This window comes from Campylobacter lari, assembly GCF_001017575.1.
Classification (GTDB): domain Bacteria; phylum Campylobacterota; class Campylobacteria; order Campylobacterales; family Campylobacteraceae; genus Campylobacter_D; species Campylobacter_D lari_C.
The window spans coordinates 450,492-476,379 of sequence record NZ_CP011372.1 but is presented as its reverse complement, the minus strand read 5'-3'; the positions used below and the strand labels follow the sequence as shown (position 1 = coordinate 476,379).

The following is a 25,888-nucleotide window of genomic DNA, read 5'->3' as shown; positions in this document are numbered from 1 at the left end:
ACAATTATATTTTAAAATTTCACAAAATAAACATCTTTAGGTATTTTATTTATGTTTTTATATCAATATTTTAAAAACCCAAAACAAACAGGAGCGTTTTGCGCAAGCTCCAAAAAATTAAGCAAACTCATAACTTCTCATGTTCAACATGCAAAAAATATCGTTGAAATAGGGCCTGGTACCGGAAGTTTTACAAAGTATATCCTCAAACAAAAAAGTCATAATGCAAGATTTTTTGCCGTTGAAATCAATCCTCACATGGCAAAAAAATTAAAACAAAATATAAAAAATATAGATATAGAAGTCAACTCAGCAGAATTTTTACCAAATATGCTAGAAAAAAGAGCAATCAACAGCGTTGATTTAATTATCTCAGGAATTCCTTGGGCTTTATTAAATTCCAAAGAGCAAGATTTATTATTAAAATCTATTCATGATGCTTTAGAGGAAAATGGTTGTTTTGCAACATTTGCTTATATACTCCCAACACCAAAAGGAAGGGCTTTTAAGAAAAAACTTTTTGCCACTTTTAGCAAGGTAGAAATTTCACCTATCATTTGGCAAAATCTCCCTCCTGCTTTTGTATATTTTTGCACTAAATAATCATTCCCATTCAATCGTTGCTGGTGGCTTACTAGAAATATCATACACTACGCGATTGATTCCTTCTACTTCATTAATAATACGGCGTGAAATATTTTCTAATAATTCATAAGGTAAATGAGAAAAAGTCGCAGTCATACCATCGCTTGCATTAACTACACGTACACAAACTGCGTTATCATAGGTTCTATTATCTCCCATTACACCAACACTTTGCACGTTTAAAAGCACACAAAAAGCTTGCCATGTCTTATCATACCAACCACTGCTTTTTAATTCTTCGATCAAAATAACATCTGCTTTTCTTAAAAGCTCCAAGCTAGGCTCATTTACCTCGCCCATTATACGTATAGCAAGACCTGGACCTGGAAAAGGATGGCGATAAACTACATCTTTACTTAAACCAAGTTCCATTCCTAAAGCTCTTACCTCATCTTTAAAAATTTCCTTTAAAGGCTCGATGAGTTTTAAATTCATCTTTTCAGGTAAACCACCCACATTGTGATGAGATTTTATAGTCTTACTAGCCCCTACAACCGAGCTTTCAATAATATCCGTATACAAAGTCCCTTGTGCTAGATATTTTACGTCTTTATGTTTTTTAGCTTCTTCTTCAAAAACTTCTATGAAAGTATTTCCTATGATTTTTCTCTTTTGCTCAGGATCTCTCACTCCTGCTAAGCGACTTAAGAAAATCTCCCTTGCATCAATACTGATTAAATCAATACCCAAGGTGTGTCTAAACATATACTCAACTTGTTCTTTTTCACCGCTTCTTAAAAGACCATTATCAACAAAAACAACTACTACTTGATCTTTTATCGCACTTGCTAATAATGCAGCCACTACACTGCTATCAACCCCGCCACTAACAGCACAAAGTACTTTATCATTTCCTACTTCTTCTTTGATTTTTTGTGCTTGAGTTTTTGCAAAAGATCCCATATTCCATACACTATCACAGTTACATGCGTATTTTGCGAAATTTTTCAAAATGCTTTTCCCAAATTCACTATGTTGCACTTCAGGGTGAAATTGTAAAGCAAAGAATTTACGCTTCTCATCTCCAAATACACAAAATGGACTATTTTCACTAGTTGCTAAAACCTCAAAACCTTGTGGTAAATTCTCAACCTTATCAGAATGGCTCATCCATACTGTTTGCTTTTTAGGTAAATTTTTAAACAAATCACTATCATTTTGAATATCTATAGTTGCTTTGCCATATTCTTTATGACCTGCTGGAGCAACATTTGCTCCAAAATGATGTGCCATAAGTTGCATACCATAACATATTCCTAAAACTGGTATATTTAAATCAAAAACACCCTTATCGCAAAAATAAGCATCATTTGCATATACACTAGCTGGCCCACCACTTAAAATAATACCTTTGGGCTCTTTAGCTTTAATCTCATCTAAGCTCACATTAAAAGGTAAAATTTCTGCATACACACCCTGCTCTCTTAATCTTCTAGCAATGAGTTGCGTGTATTGTGAACCAAAGTCCAAAACTAAAATATCTGCTTTTTTCATCTAACTCCTTTATAAATTTAACAATTGAAATTGTACATACCAAACTATAATAGATATTATATAACCAACCAAAATCGTCCATGCATATTTTAAATGAGCATTAAAAGTATAAATTCCTTTCATTTTGCCCATTACTCCTACTCCAGCAGCTGAACCAAAACTAATCAAAGATCCCCCTATTCCTGCTGTAAGAGTTACCAAAAGCCATTGAGTATCATCCATGCTTGGATTTGCTTTTAATACCGCGCTCATAACCGGAACATTATCAACAATAGCGGATAAAAATCCTACTCCTATATTAATACTAGTAGCTCCAAATTTTGCATAAAGATCAGAAGCATATGCAAGCCAACCAACAAAATGCAAAGCACCTACTGCAGATAAAATACCAAAGAAAAATAATAAAGTATCCATTTCAATACGCGTCATATAATGAAAAATATTTAAATCTTTTTTACCTTGTTTTCTATTGAAAAAATACATATATAAACTAAGCAATGAAAGACCAAAAATCATACCCCACATTGCAGGTAAATCACAAATACTATGAATAAATACTGCCAAAGCTATAGTTAAAAAACCAAGTACAATAAAAACTTTACCGCCTGGTTTAATTTCTACTTTTTCTAAATTATCCTTATGGAAATTTGGCTTAATATTAGGCACATAACGTGACAATAAATAAGCAGTAAGTAACCAGCCAATAAAAGAAGCAGGAAAAAGAGCAAAAAATTCAAAAAATGTGGCTTTTTTTGCTGTCCAAACCATCAAAGTAGTAATATCACCAAAAGGCGACCAAGCTCCACCAGCATTAGCTGCTACTACAATATTTATAGCACCTGGAATTAAAAATTCTTTGTTATGTTTATCTATGGTTAAAAGCACAGTGGATAAAATCAAAGCTGTTGTAAGATTATCTGCAATTGGAGAGATAAAAAAAGCTAAAATACCTGTTAGCCAAAATAACTTTCTATAAGTATAACCCTTGCTTACAAGTTTGTATTTTAAAGTTTCAAAAACTGATCTTTCTATCAAAGCTTCTATAAAAGTCATAGCGGCTATCAAAAAAAAGACAATTTGTGCAATTTCTAAAATAAGATGATTAACACTCTCTTCAAGCATTTGCGTATCTAAATCATTCATTACCATATATATACCTATGATAACAAAAGATAAAGTTCCTATAAATAAAGCAGGCTTAGTTTTATTGATATGATATTTCTCTTCTGCTGCGATAAAATAATAACCTAATATAAAAATTATTAAAACACCTATACCCAAAGCGCTAAAAGCCAAATTCAACTCATGAGTTTGGCCTGCTAATAAAAAACTAATACTAAAACAAAGTAAAAAAAGTATTCTACTCATATTTCACTCTCCAAAGATTGGAATTTTTTAATCTCTTTTACACTGCCATTATTATCTTTTATCTCATAAAATGGAGCATCTTTATAGCCACATGCATTTAGAAATATTAATAAAAAAAATGTTAAAATAATTAAATGAAAATTAAAACGAGTCATTACATCATCAACGAGCTTGCTGATTTTAAACATTATAAACCTTTAAAAATGTTTTTTCAATATAAAGAGTTTTTAAATTTGTTTAATCACAATCACCAACAAATGATTACTAAACTCTTTATAAAAAATAATACTTTGATTATTTTAGTTAAACACCACATTGCGTATATGGAGCTTAATCACGATAATACCAAAAAAATGATTAAAAGTCTCATAAAAAACTATACTTTAGCTAGGCCAATGAGTAATTTTGCAAAAGTAGAAAATATAAAAATACTTAGCGATAAAAACTTTATATCTAAAAATAGTATTTTTGCTGATCATAAAAAAACTCATCTAGAGCTTTCTAATGGAAATTTTAAAAATCATTTTGAAAATCCTATTTTATATAATAAATTTGAAGAATTACGAAAGCTTATAAAAAATGCTTGAAAATGAACTCAAAACCTTGCCAAATTTGCCGGGTGTGTATCAGTATTTTGATATTCAAGGTAAGCTTTTATATGTAGGTAAGGCCAAGAATTTAAAAAACCGTGTTAGAAGTTATTTTAACTTCACTCCAAATCTTTGCCCAAATCCTAATAATAGCTTAAGAATTCAAAAAATGATTAGCCAAACACATCATTTAGAATTTATCACCACAAAAAGCGAGGCTGATGCTTTAATACTAGAAAATTCTTTTATAAAGCAACTTCATCCAAAATACAATATACTATTAAGAGATGATAAAACCTACCCTTATATTTACATAGATTTAAACGAAGATTTTCCTAGATTTGAAATTACAAGAAAAATCATCAAAAAAAACAAAATAAAATATTTTGGTCCATTTTTTAAAGGAGCAAAAGAGCTTTTAAATGCTTTGTATTTATCATTTGAACTAAGACAAAAAAAATCCTGCAAAGAACTTTGCCTTTTTTATCAAATTAAACGCTGTAAAGGACCATGTGAAGAAAAAATCTCTAAACAAGAATATGAAAAAATTATCCAAAAGGCCACTCAAGCTCTTTTAAATCCCTTATCTTTAACAAAAAACCTAGAAAATAAAATGCTTGAATATGCAAAAAATGAAAACTACGAAGAAGCAGCTATTATAAGGGATCAAATCAAAACAATAGAAGATTTAAGCGTAAAAATACAAATAGACCTTGCAAAATTAGAAGATTTTGATGTTTTTGCCATATATCATGAAGTAAATATACTCTCTATGGTACGTTTTGTTATAAATAATGGTAGAATAATTAGCTCAAACCATAAAGTGCTAACCCTAAATCATCAAGATGAATTTGACCTAAATGCAGTATATAAACAATACATATTAGAAAATTACACCCAAGATAGCCCAATAAATTCAACCCGAATTTATACGCATGAAGAATTTGAAGATATGAACCTTTTGCAAAATTTACTTAGTGAAAGGTTTTCTAGGAAATTTCATCTTAAAACTCCAAAACTTGGTGAAAAAAAGGCCTTATGCGAACTTGCACTAGAAAATGCAAAAATAAACATACAAAAACACTTAAAAAGTGATGATTATTTATTTTTAAAAGAATTAAAAGAATTTTTTAACCTACAAAATTATCCTAATTATATAGAAATTTTTGACAATTCCCATATGCAAGGTGAAGCAAATGTCGGTGCTTTAGTAGCTTATAAAGATGGAAAATTTGATAAAAGCTCTTATAGACACTACCATTTATCCTATAAAAATGATTATGATCAAATGCTTCAAACTCTTAGCAAGAGAGCTATGTCATTTGATAAAAATCCCCCACCTGATTTATGGTTAATTGATGGGGGAGATGCTTTATTAAAACTAGCCAATGATATCATTAAAAGTTCTGGGGCAAATGTAGATATTTTAGCTATTTCTAAAGAAAAAATAGATACAAAAGCTTATAGGGCAAAAGGAAGTGCGAAAGATAAAATTTATACCCAAGAAGGTAAAATTCAACTTTCAACTGATGATAAAAAATTACAATTTTTGCAAAAATTACGCGATGAAGCACATCGCTTTGCAATTAGTTTTCATCAAAAAACAAAAAGAAAACAAGATTTGCAAAGTTCTAAATTAATACAACTTGGAATTTCCCAAGGATATATTAAAAAATTTTTAGATTATTATGGTAGTTTTGATAAGATTAGCAAAGCTAGCTTTGATGAATTAAAATTACTTTCCAATGCAAAAATAGCTAAATTAATCAAGGAAAATTTATGATATTATTTATTAGTCTCTTGACTTTAATTTTATGTTTTTTAAATTATTATTTTTTATATCCTATCCATCAAAAACTATTCTTCATTTATACTTTTATGAGTATTTTGATTTTTATTATTGCGTGTGTTTATATAATCTTAAAAAATCAAAAAATCAAAAAAAATAAAATTTTAACACAAGAAATTGAAAAATATCTTTCTCTGTCAAAATCAAATTCTTTGGAAGAATTAAAAGAAAATTTAAAGCTATCGTTTGATTTAATCAACAAGCAATTGCAAGATCAAAAGCTACAAAACCAACTTATACAAAAAGATTTTCAATATCTTATCCAAGGTTTAAATTACTTACAAACAGATAATTTATACACACTAAAACCAATTTTACAACAATACCACCACAATAAAATTCCCATAAATGATTGTTTTGAAAATATACATGCAGGTATCATAAACAACAATGTTATTGAAAATTTTCTTTTGCAATGTATATTATCAAATATAGGAATTAGTAGTGAAATTACAAAGGATTACAAAGAAAAGAATTTTAGCCTTATTATCTCAAAAGAAAAGGTTGATGATATTTTAAATTTTACTTTTACTAAAATTTGTGCTGAAGATATTATTAATTTTTTAAATGCCAATTTCACACAAGAAACTTACAAAAAAAGAAATTCTCATAATGTTTTGATTTTTAAATCTACTAGTTTTGAAAACGAACTTATTTTAAATATAACCAATCAATTTTGCCAAAACAACCAAACTGTAAATAATTTAAGTGATTTTAAAAAATCTTTACAATTAAATTTCAAATTGATTTTAATTGATTATGAAGTTATAAAATTTGATCTTACACATATCAGTCAAATTTTGCAAGAATATAAAATAAAAAATTCACAAAATACCATTTTACTTTTTTCCAAAGATAGAGTTAAAAACTGTGATTTTGCCAATATAATCTTAAATGATATTAACAAAAATGAATGGCTAGCATTGTTAAAACAATATATCAATCAAGTTTAGTTCTATGATTTATAGCTTTATGCAAAGATATAAAATCAACATTTTCTAAACTCACACCACTTGGAATACCTTGAGCTATTTGCGAAAAACTTAAATTTAAATCTTTTAATTTTTCCTCAATAAAAAAAACAATAGCATCAGAATTTAAGCCTTGTGTGAAAGCAAAAAATATTTCTTTGGTTTTATTATGCTCAATCATGCTTCTTAATTTTATAATATTTTCTTCACTTGTATCATCAAGTACAAAATAAAGCCCATCGTAACTTCTACTATCTTCTAAAACCAAGACATCTTTAGAATCTTGAACTATACAGATAATATTACGATTTCTTTCTATATTAGAACAAACTTCACATAATTCATTTTCACTTAAAGCACCACATTGTGTGCATTTTTTTATCATTCTTATAGATTCTTCAATATGATAAGCAAGTTTAGAACCCAACAAAGGATCTTTTATACAAACATGATATGCAAGTCTTAAAGCAGATTTTTTTCCTATAGTAGGCAATGCAGAAAAAGCAGCTACTAGCTCATTAAATTTTTCTAAGCCTTTCAAAATTATTTCAACCTTGAAAAAACAATTTTAAAAGTATGATAACCATCTTCATAACTATAGGTTAGATTATAACCATGAAGATTGCAAATATTATTAATAATATAAAGCCCTAGTCCCATTCCTTCTACTTGAGTATTATGCTCTCTTACAAAAGGTTTTAAATAATAATCAAAAGTTTTTTTAAGTTGAATTCCCTTATTTCTAACAATAATATAATCTCCAGAACATATAATCTCACAAGCTTTATCAACTGAGTATTTAATAGCATTATCAATTAAATTTTTAAGCATTAAAGAAAAGAGTTCTAGATCAGCAACTATCATAGTATCCTCTTTATAAGTAATTTTTACTTTTTGATAAAAATCATCTCTCATTAAATAATCTTCAGCTTGCTCTAAAATCAAACTCAGATGATAAGTTTGCAAATTAAGCTGGCAATTTCTTGATAAAACTTTTTCAATTTTTCCAAATTCATCTATTAATAATTCAAGTCTTTCAAAAATTGCCACCAAACGATCTTTTTGCTTTTGATTATCTAGCATTTCACAAACTATCCTACCTTTTCCAATAGGTGTTTTAAGCTCATGCATAATCATTCTTAAGAAAAACTGTCTTGATTTTACAAGTTCTTGAATTTTATTGATAGCATGATCAAATTCAAAAGAAATTTCAGAAATTTCATCATTAATCTGAGAATACTCAGATAAAGGTTCAATTTTACCTGCACTAATATTTTTAATTTTCTTTTTTAAAATTTTTAAAGGCATTAAAGATCTTAATACTGAAAAATATAAAAATATAATCAAAATCAAGCTAAAAAAGAAACTCAATAAAAATAAATATTCAAGACGTGCAGATGCGTTTAACTCATAAAGATGTTTTGTATTAAGCTGCTCTACATAGAAAAAAATTTGATTGTGATAGATAATAGAAGAAAAGCTTCCGTGCAAGGAATTAACCCTAAGTACTTTTTCACCTTTGGCAACAATATGTTTTATATTACGCTCATTTTCAACTAATTTAAAAGATTTAGAAAGAAGATACTCATGTATTGAAAAACCTTCTTTTCTTTCTAAATTATATATTATCTTTTCTACAATTTCTTTTTGTCTGCTTTGTTCATTAGTCAAATAAGAATCTATCTGAACCTTCCCCAAAAGCACAAACAAGGCACAAACAAATAAAAAAGCCGTTGCAAAAAGGACTGTGATCTTAAGATTAATAGTTACTTTCATCCTATTAATTTATATCCTATTCCTCTAACTGAGAAAATGTGTTTTGGTGCTTTTGAGCTATCACCAATCTTAGTTCTAAGTCTACCAATAATTACATCTAAACTCTTAGAATCTTTATCTTTTAAACTCTTACAGTGGTATACAAGTTGCTCTCTGCTAACTGAAAATCCATGTTGTCTTATCATATAACTTAAAATTTCATACTCAGCGGGTGTTAAAACCAAAACTTCATCATTGTAACTAATCTCATGTCTTTTTTCATCAATTTTAAATGCTGAATTGATAATTTTCTCAGGAGTTTCATTTACGCGTTTTGAACGACGAATCAAACTCATAATTCTTGCATGCATTTCTTTTGGATCATAAGGTTTTGGTAGATAATCATCCGCACCTATTTGAAGTCCTACAATTTTATCACTTAAATCACTTCTAGCTGAAGAAATAATAATAGGAATACTATATTTTTCCCTTATTTCACGACAAACTTCAAGACCATCAAGTCCAGGTAAAGTTAAATCAAGAATTAAACAATCATAGTTTTTTATACCAGCACTCATTCCTAAATACGGATCTTCATAATTAGTAACTTTTATATTAAACTGGGCCAAATATTCTGCCAAAAACTCTGCAAAATCTGGATCATCTTCGATCATTAAAACATTAATCATCTCTACCCCTTTAGTGAAAATATGTTACAAACTTAATATTATAACACATAATTTAACTATTCATTTATTTTTTTGCTAAAATTACAATATTAATTTTTCAAGAGAGGAAAAAAGTGGAACTTAACTATTATGAAATACTAGAAATTTCTCAAACATCAGACAAAGAAACCATAAAAAAAGCTTATAGAAAAATGGCGTTAAAATATCATCCTGATAGAAACCAAGGAGATAAAGAAGCTGAAGAAAAATTTAAACTTGTCAACGAAGCCTATGAAGTGCTTAGCAATGATGAAAAAAGAAGTATATATGATAGATATGGAAAAGAAGGGCTTAAAGGACAAGCAGGCGGTTTTAGCGGTTTTGGAGATGTTGACTTAGGCGATATATTTTCAAGCTTTTTTGGAGATGGATTTGGTTTTAGCAGCTCAACACGCAAAAAAGAAAAAGGAAATAAATATCCTCACGATTTAAAAATAGCGACAAAAATTAGCTTTAAAGAAGCTGTTTTTGGCTGCAAAAAGGTGATCGATTTTACCTATAAAAGCTTTTGTAAATCCTGCAAAGGAAGTGGCTCGGAAAATGGAAAATTAGATACTTGTCCTCATTGCGGAGGAAAAGGACAAGTTGGTATTAGACAAGGTTTTATGACCTTTGTGCAAACTTGTGATCATTGTAAAGGTAGCGGTCAGATTATCAAAGATAAATGTAAAACATGCCATGGTAATGGTTATGAAGAAATTAAAGATCGTATAGAGCTTGATATACCAGAGGGTATAGATAGCGGCATGAGCCTTAGAGTGCAAAACAAAGCCAATGAGCTTCCAAATTCTTCTCAAAGAGGTGATTTGTATATCAAAATCATCGTAGAAGATGATGATAAATTTATCAGACATGATGATGATATCTATACCATAGTACCTGTATTTTTTACCCAAGCTGCTCTAGGAAAGACTATTAAAGTTTCTACCATAAGAGGAGAGGCTGATCTTAAGCTTCCAGTAGGTGCAAAAGATAAACAAAAATTTGAATTAGCTAACGAAGGTGTTAAAAATATTCATAATGGAAAATTAGGCTCGCACATTGTACAGATTGAAATAAAGTTTCCAAAAACACTTACTGACGAACAAAAAAATCTACTATTACAACTTGAAAAAAGCTTTGGTTTAGCAGATGAAGAAGCTTTTATAGAACAAGAAAGCTTGTTTGATAAAATTAAATCTTGGTTTAGTCACTAAGGAAGTTTTAAAGCCATCTCCATGGCTTTATAAATTTCTTCTGTTTTTTGACACTCTAAAAATAACTCAAAAGCAAAAACACCTTGCCATAAAAGCATTTGTGCGCCATCTTTTATTGTCAAGCCATTTTCTCTTGCTAATTTTAAAAAAGGTGTATTTTTGCCATAAATCACATCAAAAGCATATTTGGCTTGTTGAAAAAAACCTTTTAAAATCTCTTCTTGACAAGGTAATTTTTCATCATTTAAACCTGTGCTAGTTGTATTAATAATCAAATCAATTTTTTTACTTAAATCAAGCTGATCATATAAAAAACATGGATAATCGGTTAATTTTACAAATCTAGCACTAGAGCGATTTGTTATTGTAACTTCAATATTTCTAGATTTTAAAGCATAAGCTAAAGCTTTAGCTGTACCCCCAGCACCCAAAATCAAAGCATTTTTGATAAGAGAAAAATCCTCAATCGCTTTTAAAAATCCTAGATAATCTGTATTGTAAGCATAAATTTTGTTATTTTTATTTAGCAAAGTATTAGCAGAGCCTATATGCATAACACTTTCATCTTTGAAATCAGCTATTTCACAAGCTACTTCTTTAAAAGGTATGGTGATATTAGCACCATCAAATTTTTGAACAATTTCTTTTAATTTTGTTTTATCTGTTAAATGATATCTTGTATAAACTGCATCTTTTTTGAGAGCTTGCAAGGCATTATTATGCATTCTTGGAGATTTAGAATGCATAATAGGATCGCCTATAACCGCAAAAGTTTTCATTTTACTCTAAACGTAAAAGCACCTTTTGCTATTTTAGAACGTACTTTTTCTAATTCAGCCTTTAATTCACTTTCTTTATAAGGCCCAACTAAAACTTTTGTTAATTCTTTGCCATTTACTATTGTTTTGTAAATTTTATAATCATATCCATTTTCTTTAAGTATATTTAATTCTTTTGATTTAGGATCTAAACTATTTAAAGAAAAAACTTGAATATAAGCACCTGCAGGAAGTTGCGTTTGAACACTTGGGGTTTTTATACTCTCAAACAATTCATTTGTATTACTCTGCTCTGGAGCTTTTGATTTTTCAACTACATTATTTTTTGGTTTTTCAGAAGGTTTTTGAATTGGTTTTTCTATGGATTTTTCTACAGGCTTAATCTCTTCTTGTTTTTCTTCCACCTTAACTGGCTCTTCTTTTGATTCTACTGTAGCAATTTGATCTAACACACTATTGCTTGGAATTTCTTGCTTTTCCTCTATAGTAGTATTTGTATCAGCCAAAGAGCTCTCTTCTTTTAATTTTCTAGCTAAAGCTTCAAATTCATCTTCTTCTTTGGTGCTATCTGTAATAGGTAAAGAATTAAAATTATTTTCATAAGCAGCTTGCTCTTGAGGCTCTGATGGCATTTGCAATGTTTTTTCTTCACTTGGATCATTGATTAGCTTCATTGCTATCATAACAACCAAAAATACAATGATTAAAATAATCGATCTAAGTAAAATTTTTTTGAGCTTTTCACTTTTATTGCTTTTTTGCAAAATAATATCATCAAATTCATTTTTGTTATTTTCTTCCATTTTTTATCCTTTCAAAAAATTACATATGTTTAGACCAAGAAGCACCACGTTCTTTTTGATAAACTTCATAAGGTAAGGTCAAGATATTAAATTCTCTAGGTATGTCCATACTAGGAAAAACTTTCCACTCTACAGGCATTTTTTGGGAAAAAAGTAAAGATAACTTAGAGCCCAAAGAACAAGCCTCGTTAAAGGTTGTATGCCCTTTATGGATATATAAATGCAAGTGATTATTAGTTCTTGTTCTATAAGCGGTAAAATTAATAAAACCTTCTTCTCTTAAAACAAGTTGTGCTCTATGCCAAAAACGTTCCGCATTAAAACCATTATAATCAAATACAATATTTTCAACCTTATCAAAACTATTGATCAAAGAATGCGCCACGATTATCTTTTTTTCCATATGCTCTTGTATAACACTAGCAGTTAATGGAGCATTGACTTTCTCAAATTTATCAAAGAAAATTCTACCCTTGTATTCATATTTATTTACTATAGTATCACGCTTTATATAATAATGGCTCGTAACCATTTTAATTAAAGCTAAATCCATTGTTGTAATCAAAATAAAGCCCTTTCGTAAATAATAAAATTACTTGCTAAATCCTTTAGTTTAACCTTGATTTCCTCTTGTAATTTAGTATTTTGTATATCATCTAAAATATCAGCTATATAATTTGCAACAATAGCAATTTGCTCTTCCTTAAAGCCTCTTGCTGTTAAAGCCGCTGTTCCAAGTCTTAAACCACTCGTCACAAAAGGACTTCTAGTTTCACCTGGAACAGTATTTTTATTAGCTGTAATACCTGCTCTTTCTAGTGCTAAATCTGCATCTTTACCACTAAATTCTTTATTTAAAAAGCTTAATAAAATCAAATGATTATCAGTGCCACCGCTGACTAAATCATATTTTCTATCTATTAAAACTTGCGCCAAAGTAGCAGTATTTTTAATGATTTGCTTAGCATAAATTTTCCACTCATCGCTTAAATTATATTTAAACCCAACTGCCTTAGCAGCAATTACATGCATTAGTGGACCACCTTGAATACCTGGGAAAATTGCAGAATTGATTTTTTTAGCAATTTCTTCATCATTACACATAATAATCCCACCTCTTGGACCTCTTAAAGTTTTATGTGTAGTAGAACTTACAACATGAGCATAAGGAAATGGACTAGGATGCTCACCTGCTACAACCAAACCTGCAATATGTGCAATATCAGCAAATAAGTACGCACCAACCTCATCTGCTATTTCTCTAAATTTAGCAAAATCAATCACTCTAGGATAAGCACTAGCACCACAAACAATAAGTTTTGGCTTAACTTCTTTTGCTATCTCTCTAACTTTATCATAATTAATTCTTCCATCAAGCTCAACTCCATAAAAAAAGCTTTCATAAACTTTTCCAGAAGAACTTACTTTAGAACCATGAGTTAAGTGTCCTCCATGGCTTAAATCCATACCTAAAATTCTATCACCAGGATTTAATAATGCCATATACACACCTTGATTTGCTTGTGAACCTGAACTAGGTTGTACATTAGCAAAATTACAATTAAAAAGTTTTTTACATCTTTCTATAGCAATCGTTTCAATCTCATCTACAAATTCACATCCACCATAATATCTTTTACCAGGATAGCCTTCTGCATATTTATTTGTTAAAATGCTACCCATTACCTCCATAACTTCTGGTATGGTAAAATTTTCACTTGCTATCATTTCAAGACCATCACATTGTCTTGCTAACTCTTTTTGGGTTAAATCAAAAATTTCTTTATCAAAATTTTCCAACATTTACTCTCCTTTTATCTCATTTTTAAGTGGTCTCATGGCTGGGAAAAGCACTACATCGCGAATTGATTTTTTATTAATTAAAAGCATAACTAATCTATCTATTCCTATACCTTGACCTGCGGTTGGCGCCATAGCATAACCTAGCGCATTAACAAAATCTTCATCCATTTCACATGCTTCTTCATCGCCTGCATTTTTTGCTTCAATTTGCTTTAAAAATCTTTCATATTGATCTAGTGGATCATTAAGCTCATTAAATCCATTAGCAATTTCTCTACCTGCAATAAACAACTCAAATCTTTCAGCAATATCTTTATCTTTATCACTTCTTCTAGATAAAGGACTTATAGAAATAGGAAAATCTATCACAAAAGTAGGATCAATCAATTTATCTTCAACATAATTATCAAAAAGTTCAGCTTGTAAATGACCTAATTCTAATTTTTCATTAGCTTCAAAGCCGTCTTTTTTTAGCTTTTCTAAGATTAATTCTTTATTGTTAATAAGCTCATCATCTAAACCACCATATTTTTTTAATGCATCTTTATAAGTAATTCTTTCAAATGGCTTAGAAAAATCAATTATTTTTTCATCAAATTCAAGTTTTTTATCTAAATTTAACTTATCTAAAAGCATAGCAAAAAGCTCTTCTGTTAAATCCATTAAATCATGATAATTATGATAAGCCCAATAAAACTCAATTGTAGTAAATTCAGGATTATGTGTTAAATCCATCCCTTCATTTCTAAAACATCTATTAATCTCATAAACTGCCTCAAAACCACCTACAATCAAACGTTTTAGATATAATTCTGGGGCAATTCTTAAAAATCTTTCCACACCCAAAGCATTGTGATAAGTCACAAAAGGCTTTGCATTTGCTCCCCCAGCAATAGGATGCATCATAGGAGTTTCAACTTCCAAAAATCCTTTATTATCAAAAAAAGATCTAATATAAGAAACGATTTTAGAACGCAAAATAAAATCTTTTCTCACCTCACTATTCATAATCATATCAAGATATCTTTTTCTATACCTTTGCTCAATATCTGTCAACCCATGATATTTTTCCGGCAAAGGCACTATGGCTTTTGTAGCTATTTGAATTTGTTCTACATGAAGACTGAATTCTCCTGTTTTTGTCATAAAAGGAAAGCCTTTAACCAAAACAATATCTCCTACTTCAAGATATTTTTTTAAAATGGCAAAGTATTCTTCCCCTAAAATATTTTGATTAAAATAAATTTGCAGATTATCTTGCTCATCTTCTATATTAGCAAATACTGATTTACCGGCTATCCTAAGAAGCTTTAATCTTCCTGCTAATGCTCCATGAACATTTTCATCGCGCTGATTTTCCATATCTTTAATGTAAGCAAATTTACTTTTATATTCACTTATACTCATTTCTTTTTTTAAAAAGTGCGGATAAGGGTTGATCCCTAATTCTTTTAGCTCTTGCGCTTTTTGAATTTTTTGTTGTTCTAGAATATTATCAAACATTAAATATACCTTTATTTTTTACTACATTGTGGACATAGACCATAAAGTTGCATTAAATGTCCTGTTAATTTAAAATTATATTCTTTTGCGATTAACATTTGTTGTTGCTCAATAATAGGATTTTCAAATTCTACAATCTCTCCACAACTTTTACATATTAAATGATCATGGTGAGGTTTATTTGCAAGTTCAAATTTCTTCCCTGAGGCGCCAAAAGATATAGAAGTAGCCATACCCGATTCTTCTAATAAATTTAAAGTTCTATAAACTGTCGCAATGCCTACATTTAGTTCGGGATTTTTTTGTTTAATTTCTACATATAAGCTTTCTGGGGTATAATGCATATCACTATTATATAAGGTTTTCAAAAGCACTTCTCTTTGTTTAGTATATTTTAGACCATTATCTTTAAGTGTTTTTTTAAAACGTTCAAGCAAAACATCATATTCTATATTTTCAATTTGCATTATTTACCTCCGAATTTAGACTTATATTAGAATCTATAATTTGTTCTTGTATTTTATCTAAACCATTTTGAGTAAAATCCGTATTCATTATATATTCACCTGTTTGCCTAAGTAAATCCAACATATAACTATTTTTAGCATATTTTTCCAAGCTTGAATTTAAAAATTCTATATTATTAATACAAGCTACCAAAATTGCAAAAATCAAAAATATTTTAGCACTGCCAAATAAAAATCCACCAATGCGATCTATAAAACCAAGACCACTCATACTAAACATTTTTGATAGTATATTTCCCAAAGCCATACAAGCTATCCATATCACGATTAATAAAACTAAAAATCCCGCAAAAATTGCGAGATTTTCATTTTCAATTGCATAAAAATTATTATTAATAATTTCTGCCATTTCTTTAGCATATCTTGAAGCAAGTAAAACCCCACCAACTATACCTAATAAACCAAAAATTTCCTTAAACAAGCCACTTACTAAGCCTTTTAAGCCCAAAATCACAGTTAAGCCCAAAACAAATACATCAAACCACGAAAAATTTTCCATCTACGCTAAACTCCAAATATTTTATTCAATTATTTTAGGAACTATAAAAAATCCATCTTGAGAATTTGGAGCATGCTTGCTAATTACATCAAATACTTCAGATTTTATACTTTCATCTAGTCTAAATGGCGTTCCACCTTTTGTAGTACTAGTCATAGCTTCCACATCATCAAGTTTTAATTCATCTAATTTTTCTACAAAATTAACAATTTGACTTAATTGCTCTTCTAATTCTTGTCTTTTCTCATCGGCAATTTTTAAAGCACTTAGCTTTTCAAGTTTAGTCAATAATTTATCATCAATTTGCATGATTTACCTTAATTTTTAATTTATATCCAAGAAAACTCTTTTTTAGATTAAAAATTATAACATAAAATCATTTATTTTTTCATTTTTATATGTTACAATTATAGACTTAAAACAACAAATAATGTTTATTCTTTCTAAAAAAGGGAAAATATGGCTTTAAAAGAAAACTTAAAAGCAGTCCAAGAAGAATTAAGCTCTCAAGAGCAAATGATGGAAAATTTTATCAAATCTGAGCGCTTTATAAAAAAATACAAATACTATTTCATTACAATTATTATGCTTTTAATTGTATATTTTGGTGGTAGTTATTTTTATAATTTAAAACAAGAAACTAATATTCAAGAAAGCAATATAATTTTTAATAACTTATTAAAAAATCCTTCAGATCAAAAGCCACTCGAAGAATTAAAACAAAAAAATGCAAATTTATACACCATATTCATGATGAATCAAAACAGTCAAGATCTTAATAAAACTTTAAGTCTTGATATAGATCCTTTGTTAAAACAAATAGTGCTTGCTCAAAATAATCAAAAGTCAGAATTTTTAAAAGATTATAATACCTTGCTAGCAGGTTTTGAATTTCTAAAACAAAATGATTTTAAAAATGCAGATATAGAATTTAATAAAATACCTATAAATTCACCTTTATGGCAAATTATTACAAGTTTAAAACATTACCAAGGAATAAAATGAAACACCTTTATCTATTTGTTATAATTTTAATATTTTTTAGTGCTTGTGGCACAAAAAGAGAGTATTATCAACCAACACAAACAGAACAACTTCCTTATAACTCACATAATATTAATGGTAAGATTATCAATTTCAATAACAATATAGCACAATTAAATAGCAATTCCTTTATTGATACCATGGGGAATATTATTAATTTTAAACTAGATAAAAATTATCATATTTTAAATATGCAACAAGAAGAAGTTCTTATTGGCGATGATAACGGAAACTTTAAAATTTTAAATTTACAAGGTGATGAATTATTTTCTCATAAATTCAATGAAAGCGTAGTAAGTGCAAGTATAGATGGAGATGATATAGCCCTGGTTTTAGCTAGCAATACCTTAGTATATGCAAATAAAAATCTTGGTATTAAAATGCTTCAAAATTTAGGCACAGCTTATGCTCAAGACAGTCGTTATACTAATCCTTATTTTTTAAATACTATTATCATATATCCTATGCTTAATGGAAAATTAGCCATACTTAACAAAAGCACCTTAAAAGTTAGTAAAGAAATTTTAGTAAGCAGTGAAGAGTTTTTTAACAATATTATCTACCTTCATGTAAAAAACGATACCATGGTGGCTGCAACAGCACAAAAAATCATCGTTGTTACTCCAAATAGAACCTTATATTTAAATGAAAATATTAAAGAAGTAAGTACCAATGATAATGAAATTTTCATACTTACAAAAGATGGAAGAATTCTTAAAAATGATTACAATCTTAGAAAAATCGATGAAATAAAATTTCAGTTTGCTCTGTTTTCTAAAAGCACCTTGTATAACAACTCTTTGTATATTTTTGAAAAAACAGGCTATTTGATCAAGCTAAATACAAATTTGAAAGATTATACAGTATATAAACTAAGTGAAGCCGTTGATAAAAAAAGTTTTATGGCTAATGGCAAATTTTTCTTTCAAAATAAATTTTTACAATTAAACTAAAATGAATCAAGAGCTTAGTGATATTCTTATAAAATATGGGATTGTTTTAAAAAATACTAAGTCTTTAGATATCCATGCTTTTAGTAAAAAGAAAAAAATAACTTGTATTTATGGAGAAAATACAAGTAAGCAATACTGCTTAATTTTATTTTCTTTTGCGAAAAGTAAAATTTTAACAAAAGAATGTCTAGAATTTGAAGATATTTTTCAAAATATAAACCAAACTCTAAATTTAAATTTCAAAAATTATTTTATTTTTCATCAAGCTTTGATTTGCTCAAAAGCAAAAGAATATTTAACTACCAAAGGGATTAAAAGCTATGCTTTTATGTGATATTGGCAATACAACCGCAAGTTTTCTAAATGAGCAAAAATTTCATTCTATGAGTATAGAACAGTTTTTACAATATGAGCCGACGCAGAAAGTATTTTATATCAATGTTAATCCAAATTTAGAGCAAAGATTAGAACAAAATCCTTTATTTATTAATCTTGCTCCATATTTTAATTTTGATACCATTTATAATAATTTAGGTGTTGATAGAGTAGCAGCGTGTTATACTATAGAAGATGGTGTTGTAGTCGATGCAGGATCTGCAATCACTGTAGATATTATCTCTAATTCTATTCATCTTGGTGGTTTTATTCTTCCTGGTATTGAAAGCTATAAAAAATCTTTTTCTAATATTTCTTCTCGTTTAAAGTACGAACTAAACACTCAGATTAATTTCGATGCTTTTCCTCAAAGAACTATCGATGCTTTGAGTTATGGTGTCTTTAAAAGTATATATTTACTTATAAAAGATAGTGCATACGATAAAAAATTATATTTTACAGGCGGCGATGGGCAATTTCTTGCAAATTTTTTCGACTATGCTATTTATGATAAATTTTTAATTTTTAGAGGTATGAAAAAAGCTGTTTGTGAAAATTTTATACTTTAAAATTTATTTCTATATCTCTACACTTTAATTTATAAGCTTTATTTAAACTCAAAACAACTATATTTTGATATCATTAGCAAAAGTAAACACACAAAAGGAAAAACAACAATGGATCAAAAACATTTTGATACCGTAGTAATAGGCGGTGGGATTTCTGGTGCTGCAGTATTTTACGAACTAGCTAGATATACAAATATTCAAAATATTGCTTTATTAGAAAAATACAATAATGCTGCAACTTTAAACAGTCATAGCACAAGCAATTCTCAAACCATCCACTGTGGCGATATAGAAACAAACTATACTCTAGAAAAAGCAAGAAAAGTTAAAAAAACAGCAGATATGATTGTAAAATATGGACTTTTACAAAATGCGCAAAACAAATTTATGTACTCACATCAAAAACTTGCACTTGCGGTTGGAGACAAAGAATGCGAGTATATGAAAAATAGATATGAGGAATTTAAAGAATTATATCCTTACATTAAATTTTACACCAAAAACGATATCAAGCAAATAGAACCTAATGTTGTCTTAGGTGAAGATGGTATCAATGATAGAGCAGATAATATAGTAGCTATGGGTGTAGAGGAAGGTGAAATTTACACCACAGTAGATTTTGGATTAATGAGTCAAAATCTCATAGAGCAAGCTTGTAAACAAGGAAAAAACACTCATGTAGCTTATAATCAAGAAGTTATTTTTATAGAAAAAAAAGATGATATTTTTTATATAAAAACAAGAGATTTTAAAGAATATAGTGCAAAATCAATTATAGTAAATGCAGGTGCGCACTCCTTATTTTTAGCACATAAAATGGGTATAGGTTTAGACAAATCTTGTTTTCCTGTTGCAGGAAGTTTTTACATGGCAAAAAGAAAAATTCTAAATGGTAAAGTTTATATGGTACAAAATCCAAAACTCCCATTTGCTGCGTTGCATGGTGATCCTGATTTATTAGCTAATATGAATACGCGCTTTGGTCCTACTGCTTTAGTTATTCCTATGCTAGAAAGATACCATGGTTTTAAATCATTACCTGAATTTTTCAAAACACTTAACTTAGACATGAATGTAGTCAAAATTTGCCTTAATCTTTTTAAAGATTCTACTATTAGAAATTATATTCTTTATAATTATTTGTTTGAAATTCCTTACATTAATAAAAGACTTTTTGTAAAAGATGCAAGAAAAATAGTTCCTAGTTTGAAAACAGATGATATATACTATGCTAAAAATTTTGGCGGAGTACGTCCACAAGTGCTTGATAAAAAGGCAGGAGAATTAATGCTTGGAGAGGCAAGCATTACTGAAATTCCAGGTATAATTTTCAATATGACACCAAGTCCAGGTGCTACAAGCTGTCTTGGCAATGGTTATAGAGATGCAAAACTTATTTGTCAATACTTGGGTGCTAATTTTAATGAGGATTTATTTACTAGCGAACTACTATAAAAAGGATAAGAAATGTTAAAAAAAACAAAAATAGTTGCAACGATTGGACCAGCAAGCGAAAATGAAGCTACAATAAGACAAATGATTATTAATGGAGTGAATGTTTTTCGTTTAAATTTTTCACATGGAACCCATGAGTATCATAGTCAAAATCTAGCTACCATTAGAAAAGTAGCAGCTGAACTTAATGCAAGAATTGGAATTTTACAAGACATTAGTGGGCCAAAAATTAGAACTTTAAAAATTCCAGAAGCTTTTGAATTAAAAAATGGAGATAGACTAGACTTTTATAAGGATACTTTTGAAGGAGAAAAACTTTCTAATGAACATTATAAAGTCTGTATTAATCATCCAGAAATTCTTTCTATGCTAAAGGTAGGAGAATACATCTATCTTTGCGATGGTTCCATCAAAACCAAAGTAGTGCAAGTTGAAAAAGATTTTATCCAAACCCAAGTAGAAAATAGCGGGGTGCTTAGCTCAAACAAGGGAATTAATTTTCCAAATACAAAAATTAATATTGATGTTATCACTCAAAAAGATAAAGACGATCTTGCATGGGGCATTAAAAACGATGTAGATTTTTTGGCCATATCTTTTGTGCAAAATGCTCACGATATTGATGAAGTTAAAAAAATACTCGATGAAAATAATGCCAAAATAGCTATTTTCGCAAAAATAGAAAAATTTGATGCGGTTGAAAATATCGATGAAATTATAAATAGCAGTGATGGTATAATGGTAGCAAGAGGGGATTTGGGCATTGAAGTGCCTTATTATAGAGTGCCAAACATACAAAAACTTATCATTAAAAAGGCTAATGAAGCCAATAAACCTGTTATCACTGCTACTCAAATGCTTTTTTCACTTGCAAAATCCAAAACTGCCACAAGAGCTGAAATTTCAGATGTTGCTAATGCTGTGCTTGATGGCACTGATGCGGTTATGCTTAGCGAAGAAAGTGCAGTAGGGATTGATCCAGCAAATGCAGTTGATATTATGACTCAAACTATCATTGAAACAGAAAAAAACTATCCTTATGAAAAATTTGAAAGCTTTAAATGTTTCAATGAAACCGATATCATTGCTAAATCAAGCACACAACTAGCAACTGATTTAAATGCAAATGCAATTTTTACCATCACAAGTAGTGGCGCTTCTGCGGTTAAAACAGCAAGATATCGTCCAAAAATGGATATCATAGCTATCACTCATTCTAAAAAAGCTTTAAATTTTTTAAGCATAGTTTGGGGGGTTCAACCTGCTATATTAATAGAAAAGCATGAAAATTTAACAGAACTTTTAAGCAATTCTGTAAAACTTGGAGTTGAAAAAGGTCTTATGAAAAAAGATGGGGTTTGCACTCTTACCGCAGGATTTCCAGTAGGTGTTGCAGGAAGTACAAATTTAATTAGAATTTTACAAAAAGATCAAATTGAATATTATTTAAGTTTGGGAAAATAACCCAAACTTAATATTCTTCTTCTATCAAATCACATAAGCAGTGTATGATTAAAATATGCATTTCTTGAATTCTAGCCGTATCATCGCTTGGAATGACTATATTATACTCGCATAATGCATTCATCAAACCACCGCCCTTTCCACTGAGTCCTATACATTTAACACCGATTTCTTTAGCCTTTTCAAAAGCTTTGATCACATTTGGACTTTTTCCACTAGTAGAAATTCCAATCAACACATCATTATCACTAGCTAAAGCTTCAACTTGTCTTGAAAAAATAAATTCAAAACCATAGTCATTTCCTATAGCGCTTAAAGCAGAGGTATCAGTACTTAAGGCAATAGCAGCTAAAGCCTTTCTTTCTTTTTTATATCTTCCGCTAAGTTCAGCTGCAAAATGTTGGCTATCTGCAGCACTTCCACCATTTCCACAAATTAAAATTTTCCTTCCATTTTTCAAACATACTTTTAACTCTTGAGCAACCATAGCAATTTGCTCTTTTAATTTTAAACTTTCCTCCAAGGTTTTTTGATGTTGAATAAATTCCTTTTCGATTTTATTTATCATTTGCAATCCTATTAATTATATTGGTAGTGCTAAATCCATCTTCAAAGTCAATCAATTCTACTTTTTTTACTAAATTTGAACCCACTACTTCTTTGCCTTTATAATCAGCTCCTTTAACTAGCACATCAGGTTTTAAAAACTCTATTAATTCATAAGGAGTATCCTCATCAAAAATCACTACATAATCTACAAAATACATGCTCGCAAGCATACATGCGCGTTGGAACTCTAAATTTATAGGTCTTGAGTTTCCTTTTAGTCTTTTTACGCTTTCATCTGAATTTAAACCTACAACTAAGATATCTCCTAATTTTTTAGCTTTTTCAAGATATTTTATATGGCCATAATGCATAATATCAAAACACCCATTTGTAAAAACTACTTTTTGACCTTGTATCAATTTTACAAGCTCTTCTTTGCTTTTAATTTTATCTTCAAAAGAAGCTTTTTTTAGATTTTTAATCTCTTCTAGACTTACACTCACACTTCCAACTTTTGCTACCACAACAGCCGCTGCATCATTTGCTAACTCACATGCTTTTGCAATGTCAACTTTTAAAGCCAAAGCATAAGCAAGCATAGCTATAACACTATCTCCAGCTCCTGTTACATCATAAACTTCTAAAGCTTTTGCAGGAATAATATGTAATTTTTCATCAAAAAGTGCTATTCCTTCTTCGGATAAAGTTATAATAGAATAAGTTAGATTTAAATCGTCTTTTAATTTTTTTAAAGCTTTTTCTAAATTATCTATTTTTTCTACCCCTAAGGCCAAAGTAGCTTCTTTTTTATTTGGAGTTAGCAAGGTTGCATTTTGATATTTGCTAAAATCACTTCCTTTTGGATCAATCAAAATAGGTAAATTTAAAGTATTTGCATACTCTATCAAAGCCTTTGTAACTTTTGAAGTTAAAGTTCCTTTAGCATAATCACTCAAAATAATTGCATCATAATCTTTTGCAATTTTTTTATACTCTTTGATAATTTCATCTTCTAATTTAGTGTCAAAATCATTCTCATCATCAAGTCTTAAAACTTGCTGAGAATGTGATAAAACCCTACTCTTAAGAGGAGTTTTTCTACCTTTTTCTACTAATAATTTTGCATTTAAATTCTCTTTTAAAAATCTCCCGCTCTCATCATCACCCACAAGTCCTAGAGCAAAAACCTCAGCACCAAGACTTTTTAAATTTGCATATACATTACCAGCTCCACCTAGTCTTTTATCTTCTTTTTGTGACTTCATCACCATTACAGGAGCTTCTGGAGAAATTCTAGTACAATCACACCATATATAATGATCCACCATAAAATCCCCAACAACTAAAATTTTTGGCTTTTTAGAACTTAAAAAATCAAGCATTTACTTCCTTTTCATAAAGCCTTTTAATCTCATCTAAATAATCTTTTATACCCTCTTCAAGACTAAATTTAGCTTTATATGAAAAACTCTCATCTAATTTTGCTTGGGTATGAAATTGATAAGCGTTTTTATAAGGATTAGGAATATACTCACAAGGATAATTAGTGTTTAATTCTTTTTGTAAAATATCAACTATATCTTGAAAAGTTCTTGCCTTGCCTGTAGCTACATTATAAATTCCACTTTTTGCTTCTAAAGCTTGTAAATTTGCACTCACAACATCTTTAATATATACAAAATCACGATAAATTTGATCGCTTCCCTCAAACAAACGCGGGCTTTTACCCGCTAAAATTTGATGTCCAAATTGCAAAATCATAGAAGCAGTACTATTTTTAAAAAATTCTCCCTTGCCATATACATTAAAATATCTAAGCCCGACTATATGCATTTTATCAAAGTATTTTTTTGCTAATTTATCCATCATTAATTTTGAAAATGCATAAGGATTTTTAGGAGCTTCACTTAAATTTACAGTTTGCGGGCTTGGTGCATCTCCATAAACTGAAGCTGAACTTGCATAGATTAATTTTGCATTAAGCTCTAAGGCAAGTTCTATAAAATCTTTAAAAGTGTTTAAATTAGTCTTTAAAACTTTGTTTTGATCATAAACAGTTGTATCTGAAATTGCAGCTTTATGAAAAATTACATCAGGTTTGAAAGCTTTTATAACTTTTAAAGTTTTTTCATCATTAATATCACCCACATAAAGCTCACCTTCAAAATCTAAAATATTTTTAAAATGACCAAAACTTTCTAAATTTCCATTTTCAAAAGTAGCACTTGAACGCATTTTATCCACAATTAAGACTTCATGCTTATTTTGAAGTTCCAAAGCAAGAGCAGAGCCTATAAAGCCCGCTCCACCCGTTATCACTATTTTCATTTTCTATCCTTTAAATAATGCAAAAGTTCTTTTAAATTTTTAAAGACCTTATAATTTTCATCATCATTATAATTTTCATTAATCAAAAATAGATTTTTTATACCAGCATTAATTCCGGCCTGCATATCACTTAAATTATCCCCTATAAAAAAAGATTGTGAAAAATCTATATTAAATTCTTTTTGTGCTTTTAAAAACATACCAGGTTTTGGCTTACGACATTCACAATTTTCTAAATGCGGGCAGTGATAAATTTTTTCTATTTTAATGCCTTTTTTCAAAAACTCACCTAGCATATACGAGCTTAAAATTTCAAAATCTTTTTCATTATAATAAGCCCTTGCAATACCTGATTGGTTAGTTGCAACAAAAATTACAAAATTTTGCTTTTGAAAAAGGTCACAAAGTTCAAAAATACCATCGCAAAATTCAAAATCCTCAATTTTATGAACGTATTTTTTATCTATATTAATAACACCGTCTCTATCTAAAAATAATGCCTTTGTTTTCATAAAAAAATTATAATGTATTTTTATTAAGATTTTTATAATTTATCAAGTAAAAAAAATTTTTAAGCGACTTTAAATAAAAAAATCTTATAATTAAAAACATTTTATTTTCAATTTATATAGGAGTGATAC

At 29.0% G+C, this 25,888-nt stretch carries 28 protein-coding genes; 11 read left to right on the top strand and 17 right to left on the bottom strand.

What is annotated here, in order from left to right; genetic code table 11:
* The first annotated feature begins 51 nt into the window (after positions 1-51).
* Positions 52-603 carry a class I SAM-dependent methyltransferase gene (locus CD56_RS02515; protein WP_039617837.1) on the top strand — a complete coding sequence of 184 codons (552 nt, stop codon included), beginning with the start codon at positions 52-54 and terminating at the stop codon, positions 601-603.
* Here CD56_RS02515 and guaA read toward each other — a convergent pair whose 3' ends face one another.
* Together guaA and nhaD are read right to left on the bottom strand one after the other, a co-directional pair.
* Positions 604-2,139, bottom strand: coding sequence for a glutamine-hydrolyzing GMP synthase (guaA, locus tag CD56_RS02510; protein ID WP_039641066.1), 1,536 nt, complete (start codon positions 2,137-2,139; stop codon positions 604-606).
* 9 nt (positions 2,140-2,148) lie between these two features.
* Complete coding sequence (nhaD, locus tag CD56_RS02505; RefSeq protein WP_039617835.1) at positions 2,149-3,507, bottom strand: sodium:proton antiporter NhaD; 1,359 nt, start codon at positions 3,505-3,507, stop codon at positions 2,149-2,151.
* Between the two features lie 134 nt (positions 3,508-3,641).
* Between nhaD and CD56_RS02495 the strand changes: the two genes are divergently transcribed.
* The 3 genes from CD56_RS02495 to CD56_RS02485 are packed head-to-tail and all read left to right on the top strand — an operon-like array spanning position 3,642 to position 6,899.
* Positions 3,642-4,094, top strand: coding sequence for a hypothetical protein (locus tag CD56_RS02495; RefSeq protein ID WP_039617832.1), 453 nt, complete (start codon positions 3,642-3,644; stop codon positions 4,092-4,094).
* Positions 4,087-5,880 carry an excinuclease ABC subunit UvrC gene (gene uvrC / locus CD56_RS02490; RefSeq protein ID WP_047208087.1) on the top strand — a complete coding sequence of 598 codons (1,794 nt, stop codon included), beginning with the start codon at positions 4,087-4,089 and terminating at the stop codon, positions 5,878-5,880. The genes CD56_RS02495 and uvrC overlap by 8 nt, the downstream gene beginning before the upstream one ends.
* Positions 5,877-6,899, top strand: coding sequence for a hypothetical protein (locus tag CD56_RS02485; protein WP_039617830.1), 1,023 nt, complete (start codon positions 5,877-5,879; stop codon positions 6,897-6,899). The genes uvrC and CD56_RS02485 overlap by 4 nt, the downstream gene beginning before the upstream one ends.
* Here the strand turns inward: CD56_RS02485 and recR are convergent.
* From recR to CD56_RS02470, 3 genes are read right to left on the bottom strand one after another with little or no spacing between them, the layout of a single operon-like run.
* Positions 6,886-7,461: a recombination mediator RecR gene (gene recR, locus CD56_RS02480; RefSeq protein WP_039617828.1), complete on the bottom strand. Its 576-nt coding sequence runs from the start codon at positions 7,459-7,461 to the stop codon at positions 6,886-6,888. The genes CD56_RS02485 and recR overlap by 14 nt on opposite strands.
* Positions 7,461-8,693 (bottom strand): ArsS family sensor histidine kinase, encoded by a 1,233-nt coding sequence (locus CD56_RS02475; RefSeq protein WP_039617827.1) that lies wholly within the window; start codon positions 8,691-8,693, stop codon positions 7,461-7,463. Before CD56_RS02475 ends, recR begins: the two co-directional genes overlap by 1 nt.
* On the bottom strand, positions 8,690-9,361 hold the full coding sequence (locus CD56_RS02470) for a response regulator transcription factor (RefSeq protein ID WP_039617824.1): 672 nt from the start codon (positions 9,359-9,361) through the stop codon (positions 8,690-8,692). The genes CD56_RS02475 and CD56_RS02470 overlap by 4 nt, the downstream gene beginning before the upstream one ends.
* Positions 9,362-9,474: 113 nt before the next feature.
* Here CD56_RS02470 and dnaJ point away from each other — a divergent pair, with 113 nt between their 5' ends.
* Positions 9,475-10,596 carry a molecular chaperone DnaJ gene (gene dnaJ, locus CD56_RS02465; RefSeq protein ID WP_047208086.1) on the top strand — a complete coding sequence of 374 codons (1,122 nt, stop codon included), beginning with the start codon at positions 9,475-9,477 and terminating at the stop codon, positions 10,594-10,596.
* Here the strand turns inward: dnaJ and CD56_RS02460 are convergent.
* Genes CD56_RS02460 through gatC form a run of 8 tightly spaced genes read right to left on the bottom strand, consistent with a single transcriptional unit; the run spans position 10,593 to position 16,819 of the window.
* The gene (locus CD56_RS02460; protein WP_047208085.1) at positions 10,593-11,375 is read right to left on the bottom strand and encodes a shikimate dehydrogenase; all 783 of its coding nucleotides are present in this window, start codon (positions 11,373-11,375) and stop codon (positions 10,593-10,595) included. The genes dnaJ and CD56_RS02460 overlap by 4 nt on opposite strands.
* Positions 11,372-12,178 (bottom strand): SPOR domain-containing protein, encoded by an 807-nt coding sequence (locus CD56_RS02455; RefSeq protein ID WP_047208084.1) that lies wholly within the window; start codon positions 12,176-12,178, stop codon positions 11,372-11,374. The genes CD56_RS02460 and CD56_RS02455 overlap by 4 nt, the downstream gene beginning before the upstream one ends.
* Positions 12,179-12,197: 19 nt before the next feature.
* On the bottom strand, positions 12,198-12,743 hold the full coding sequence (locus tag CD56_RS02450) for a DUF1882 domain-containing protein (RefSeq protein WP_012661221.1): 546 nt from the start codon (positions 12,741-12,743) through the stop codon (positions 12,198-12,200).
* Positions 12,740-13,981, bottom strand: coding sequence for a serine hydroxymethyltransferase (locus CD56_RS02445; protein ID WP_039617813.1), 1,242 nt, complete (start codon positions 13,979-13,981; stop codon positions 12,740-12,742). Before CD56_RS02445 ends, CD56_RS02450 begins: the two co-directional genes overlap by 4 nt.
* Positions 13,982-15,484 (bottom strand): lysine--tRNA ligase, encoded by a 1,503-nt coding sequence (gene lysS / locus CD56_RS02440; protein WP_047208083.1) that lies wholly within the window; start codon positions 15,482-15,484, stop codon positions 13,982-13,984. It abuts the gene before it with no gap.
* An 11-nt stretch (positions 15,485-15,495) separates the two neighbouring features.
* A complete protein-coding gene (locus tag CD56_RS02435) occupies positions 15,496-15,951 on the bottom strand; it encodes a Fur family transcriptional regulator (RefSeq protein ID WP_039617809.1) in 456 nt (151 codons plus the stop codon).
* Complete coding sequence (locus tag CD56_RS02430; RefSeq protein ID WP_047208082.1) at positions 15,941-16,510, bottom strand: CvpA family protein; 570 nt, start codon at positions 16,508-16,510, stop codon at positions 15,941-15,943. Before CD56_RS02430 ends, CD56_RS02435 begins: the two co-directional genes overlap by 11 nt.
* Positions 16,511-16,531: 21 nt before the next feature.
* Positions 16,532-16,819, bottom strand: coding sequence for an Asp-tRNA(Asn)/Glu-tRNA(Gln) amidotransferase subunit GatC (gene gatC, locus CD56_RS02425; RefSeq protein ID WP_039625566.1), 288 nt, complete (start codon positions 16,817-16,819; stop codon positions 16,532-16,534).
* A gap of 150 nt (positions 16,820-16,969) precedes the next feature.
* Between gatC and CD56_RS02420 the strand changes: the two genes are divergently transcribed.
* From CD56_RS02420 to pyk, 6 genes are all read left to right on the top strand, one after another.
* On the top strand, positions 16,970-17,515 hold the full coding sequence (locus CD56_RS02420; RefSeq protein WP_047208081.1) for a hypothetical protein: 546 nt from the start codon (positions 16,970-16,972) through the stop codon (positions 17,513-17,515).
* Positions 17,512-18,507: a hypothetical protein gene (locus tag CD56_RS02415; RefSeq protein ID WP_047208080.1), complete on the top strand. Its 996-nt coding sequence runs from the start codon at positions 17,512-17,514 to the stop codon at positions 18,505-18,507. Before CD56_RS02420 ends, CD56_RS02415 begins: the two co-directional genes overlap by 4 nt.
* A gap of 1 nt (position 18,508) precedes the next feature.
* Positions 18,509-18,841, top strand: coding sequence for a hypothetical protein (locus CD56_RS02410; RefSeq protein WP_047208079.1), 333 nt, complete (start codon positions 18,509-18,511; stop codon positions 18,839-18,841).
* Positions 18,828-19,451, top strand: a complete 624-nt coding sequence (locus tag CD56_RS02405; protein ID WP_039617796.1) for a type III pantothenate kinase — start codon at positions 18,828-18,830, stop codon at positions 19,449-19,451. Before CD56_RS02410 ends, CD56_RS02405 begins: the two co-directional genes overlap by 14 nt.
* A 108-nt stretch (positions 19,452-19,559) precedes the next feature.
* Positions 19,560-20,906 (top strand): FAD-dependent oxidoreductase, encoded by a 1,347-nt coding sequence (locus CD56_RS02400; protein WP_047208078.1) that lies wholly within the window; start codon positions 19,560-19,562, stop codon positions 20,904-20,906.
* A gap of 12 nt (positions 20,907-20,918) precedes the next feature.
* Positions 20,919-22,370 (top strand): pyruvate kinase, encoded by a 1,452-nt coding sequence (gene pyk, locus CD56_RS02395; RefSeq protein WP_047208077.1) that lies wholly within the window; start codon positions 20,919-20,921, stop codon positions 22,368-22,370.
* Positions 22,371-22,377: 7 nt separating this feature from the next.
* Here pyk and gmhA read toward each other — a convergent pair whose 3' ends face one another.
* From gmhA to CD56_RS02375, 4 genes are read right to left on the bottom strand one after another with little or no spacing between them, the layout of a single operon-like run.
* Positions 22,378-22,938 (bottom strand): D-sedoheptulose 7-phosphate isomerase, encoded by a 561-nt coding sequence (gene gmhA / locus CD56_RS02390; protein WP_047208076.1) that lies wholly within the window; start codon positions 22,936-22,938, stop codon positions 22,378-22,380.
* Positions 22,928-24,301, bottom strand: a complete 1,374-nt coding sequence (gene rfaE1, locus CD56_RS02385) for a D-glycero-beta-D-manno-heptose-7-phosphate kinase (protein WP_047208075.1) — start codon at positions 24,299-24,301, stop codon at positions 22,928-22,930. Before rfaE1 ends, gmhA begins: the two co-directional genes overlap by 11 nt.
* Complete coding sequence (gene rfaD / locus CD56_RS02380) at positions 24,294-25,247, bottom strand: ADP-glyceromanno-heptose 6-epimerase (protein WP_047208074.1); 954 nt, start codon at positions 25,245-25,247, stop codon at positions 24,294-24,296. Before rfaD ends, rfaE1 begins: the two co-directional genes overlap by 8 nt.
* Entirely contained in the window at positions 25,244-25,759 is a 516-nt protein-coding gene (locus tag CD56_RS02375) for a D-glycero-alpha-D-manno-heptose-1,7-bisphosphate 7-phosphatase (RefSeq protein ID WP_039628102.1), read from the bottom strand. The genes rfaD and CD56_RS02375 overlap by 4 nt, the downstream gene beginning before the upstream one ends.
* Positions 25,760-25,888 lie beyond the last annotated feature (129 nt).

Coding starts and splice junctions, on each gene's coding strand:
- rfaE1 (WP_047208075.1), bottom strand. CDS start 24,301: ATGCTTGATTTTTTAAGTTCTAAAAAGCCAAAAATTTTAGTTGTTGGG.
- lysS (WP_047208083.1), bottom strand. CDS start 15,484: ATGTTTGATAATATTCTAGAACAACAAAAAATTCAAAAAGCGCAAGAG.
- CD56_RS02460 (WP_047208085.1), bottom strand. CDS start 11,375: ATGAAAACTTTTGCGGTTATAGGCGATCCTATTATGCATTCTAAATCT.
- pyk (WP_047208077.1), top strand. CDS start 20,919: ATGTTAAAAAAAACAAAAATAGTTGCAACGATTGGACCAGCAAGCGAA.
- CD56_RS02455 (WP_047208084.1), bottom strand. CDS start 12,178: ATGGAAGAAAATAACAAAAATGAATTTGATGATATTATTTTGCAAAAA.
- CD56_RS02410 (WP_047208079.1), top strand. CDS start 18,509: ATGAATCAAGAGCTTAGTGATATTCTTATAAAATATGGGATTGTTTTA.
- CD56_RS02400 (WP_047208078.1), top strand. CDS start 19,560: ATGGATCAAAAACATTTTGATACCGTAGTAATAGGCGGTGGGATTTCT.
- CD56_RS02375 (WP_039628102.1), bottom strand. CDS start 25,759: ATGAAAACAAAGGCATTATTTTTAGATAGAGACGGTGTTATTAATATA.
- rfaD (WP_047208074.1), bottom strand. CDS start 25,247: ATGAAAATAGTGATAACGGGTGGAGCGGGCTTTATAGGCTCTGCTCTT.
- CD56_RS02470 (WP_039617824.1), bottom strand. CDS start 9,361: ATGATTAATGTTTTAATGATCGAAGATGATCCAGATTTTGCAGAGTTT.
- CD56_RS02415 (WP_047208080.1), top strand. CDS start 17,512: ATGAAACACCTTTATCTATTTGTTATAATTTTAATATTTTTTAGTGCT.
- gmhA (WP_047208076.1), bottom strand. CDS start 22,938: ATGATAAATAAAATCGAAAAGGAATTTATTCAACATCAAAAAACCTTG.
- uvrC (WP_047208087.1), top strand. CDS start 4,087: ATGCTTGAAAATGAACTCAAAACCTTGCCAAATTTGCCGGGTGTGTAT.
- nhaD (WP_039617835.1), bottom strand. CDS start 3,507: ATGAGTAGAATACTTTTTTTACTTTGTTTTAGTATTAGTTTTTTATTA.
- CD56_RS02405 (WP_039617796.1), top strand. CDS start 18,828: ATGCTTTTATGTGATATTGGCAATACAACCGCAAGTTTTCTAAATGAG.
- guaA (WP_039641066.1), bottom strand. CDS start 2,139: ATGAAAAAAGCAGATATTTTAGTTTTGGACTTTGGTTCACAATACACG.
- gatC (WP_039625566.1), bottom strand. CDS start 16,819: ATGCAAATTGATGATAAATTATTGACTAAACTTGAAAAGCTAAGTGCT.
- CD56_RS02445 (WP_039617813.1), bottom strand. CDS start 13,981: ATGTTGGAAAATTTTGATAAAGAAATTTTTGATTTAACCCAAAAAGAG.
- CD56_RS02485 (WP_039617830.1), top strand. CDS start 5,877: ATGATATTATTTATTAGTCTCTTGACTTTAATTTTATGTTTTTTAAAT.
- CD56_RS02435 (WP_039617809.1), bottom strand. CDS start 15,951: ATGCAAATTGAAAATATAGAATATGATGTTTTGCTTGAACGTTTTAAA.
- CD56_RS02515 (WP_039617837.1), top strand. CDS start 52: ATGTTTTTATATCAATATTTTAAAAACCCAAAACAAACAGGAGCGTTT.
- CD56_RS02420 (WP_047208081.1), top strand. CDS start 16,970: ATGGCTTTAAAAGAAAACTTAAAAGCAGTCCAAGAAGAATTAAGCTCT.
- CD56_RS02430 (WP_047208082.1), bottom strand. CDS start 16,510: ATGGAAAATTTTTCGTGGTTTGATGTATTTGTTTTGGGCTTAACTGTG.
- CD56_RS02475 (WP_039617827.1), bottom strand. CDS start 8,693: ATGAAAGTAACTATTAATCTTAAGATCACAGTCCTTTTTGCAACGGCT.
- CD56_RS02495 (WP_039617832.1), top strand. CDS start 3,642: ATGAAAATTAAAACGAGTCATTACATCATCAACGAGCTTGCTGATTTT.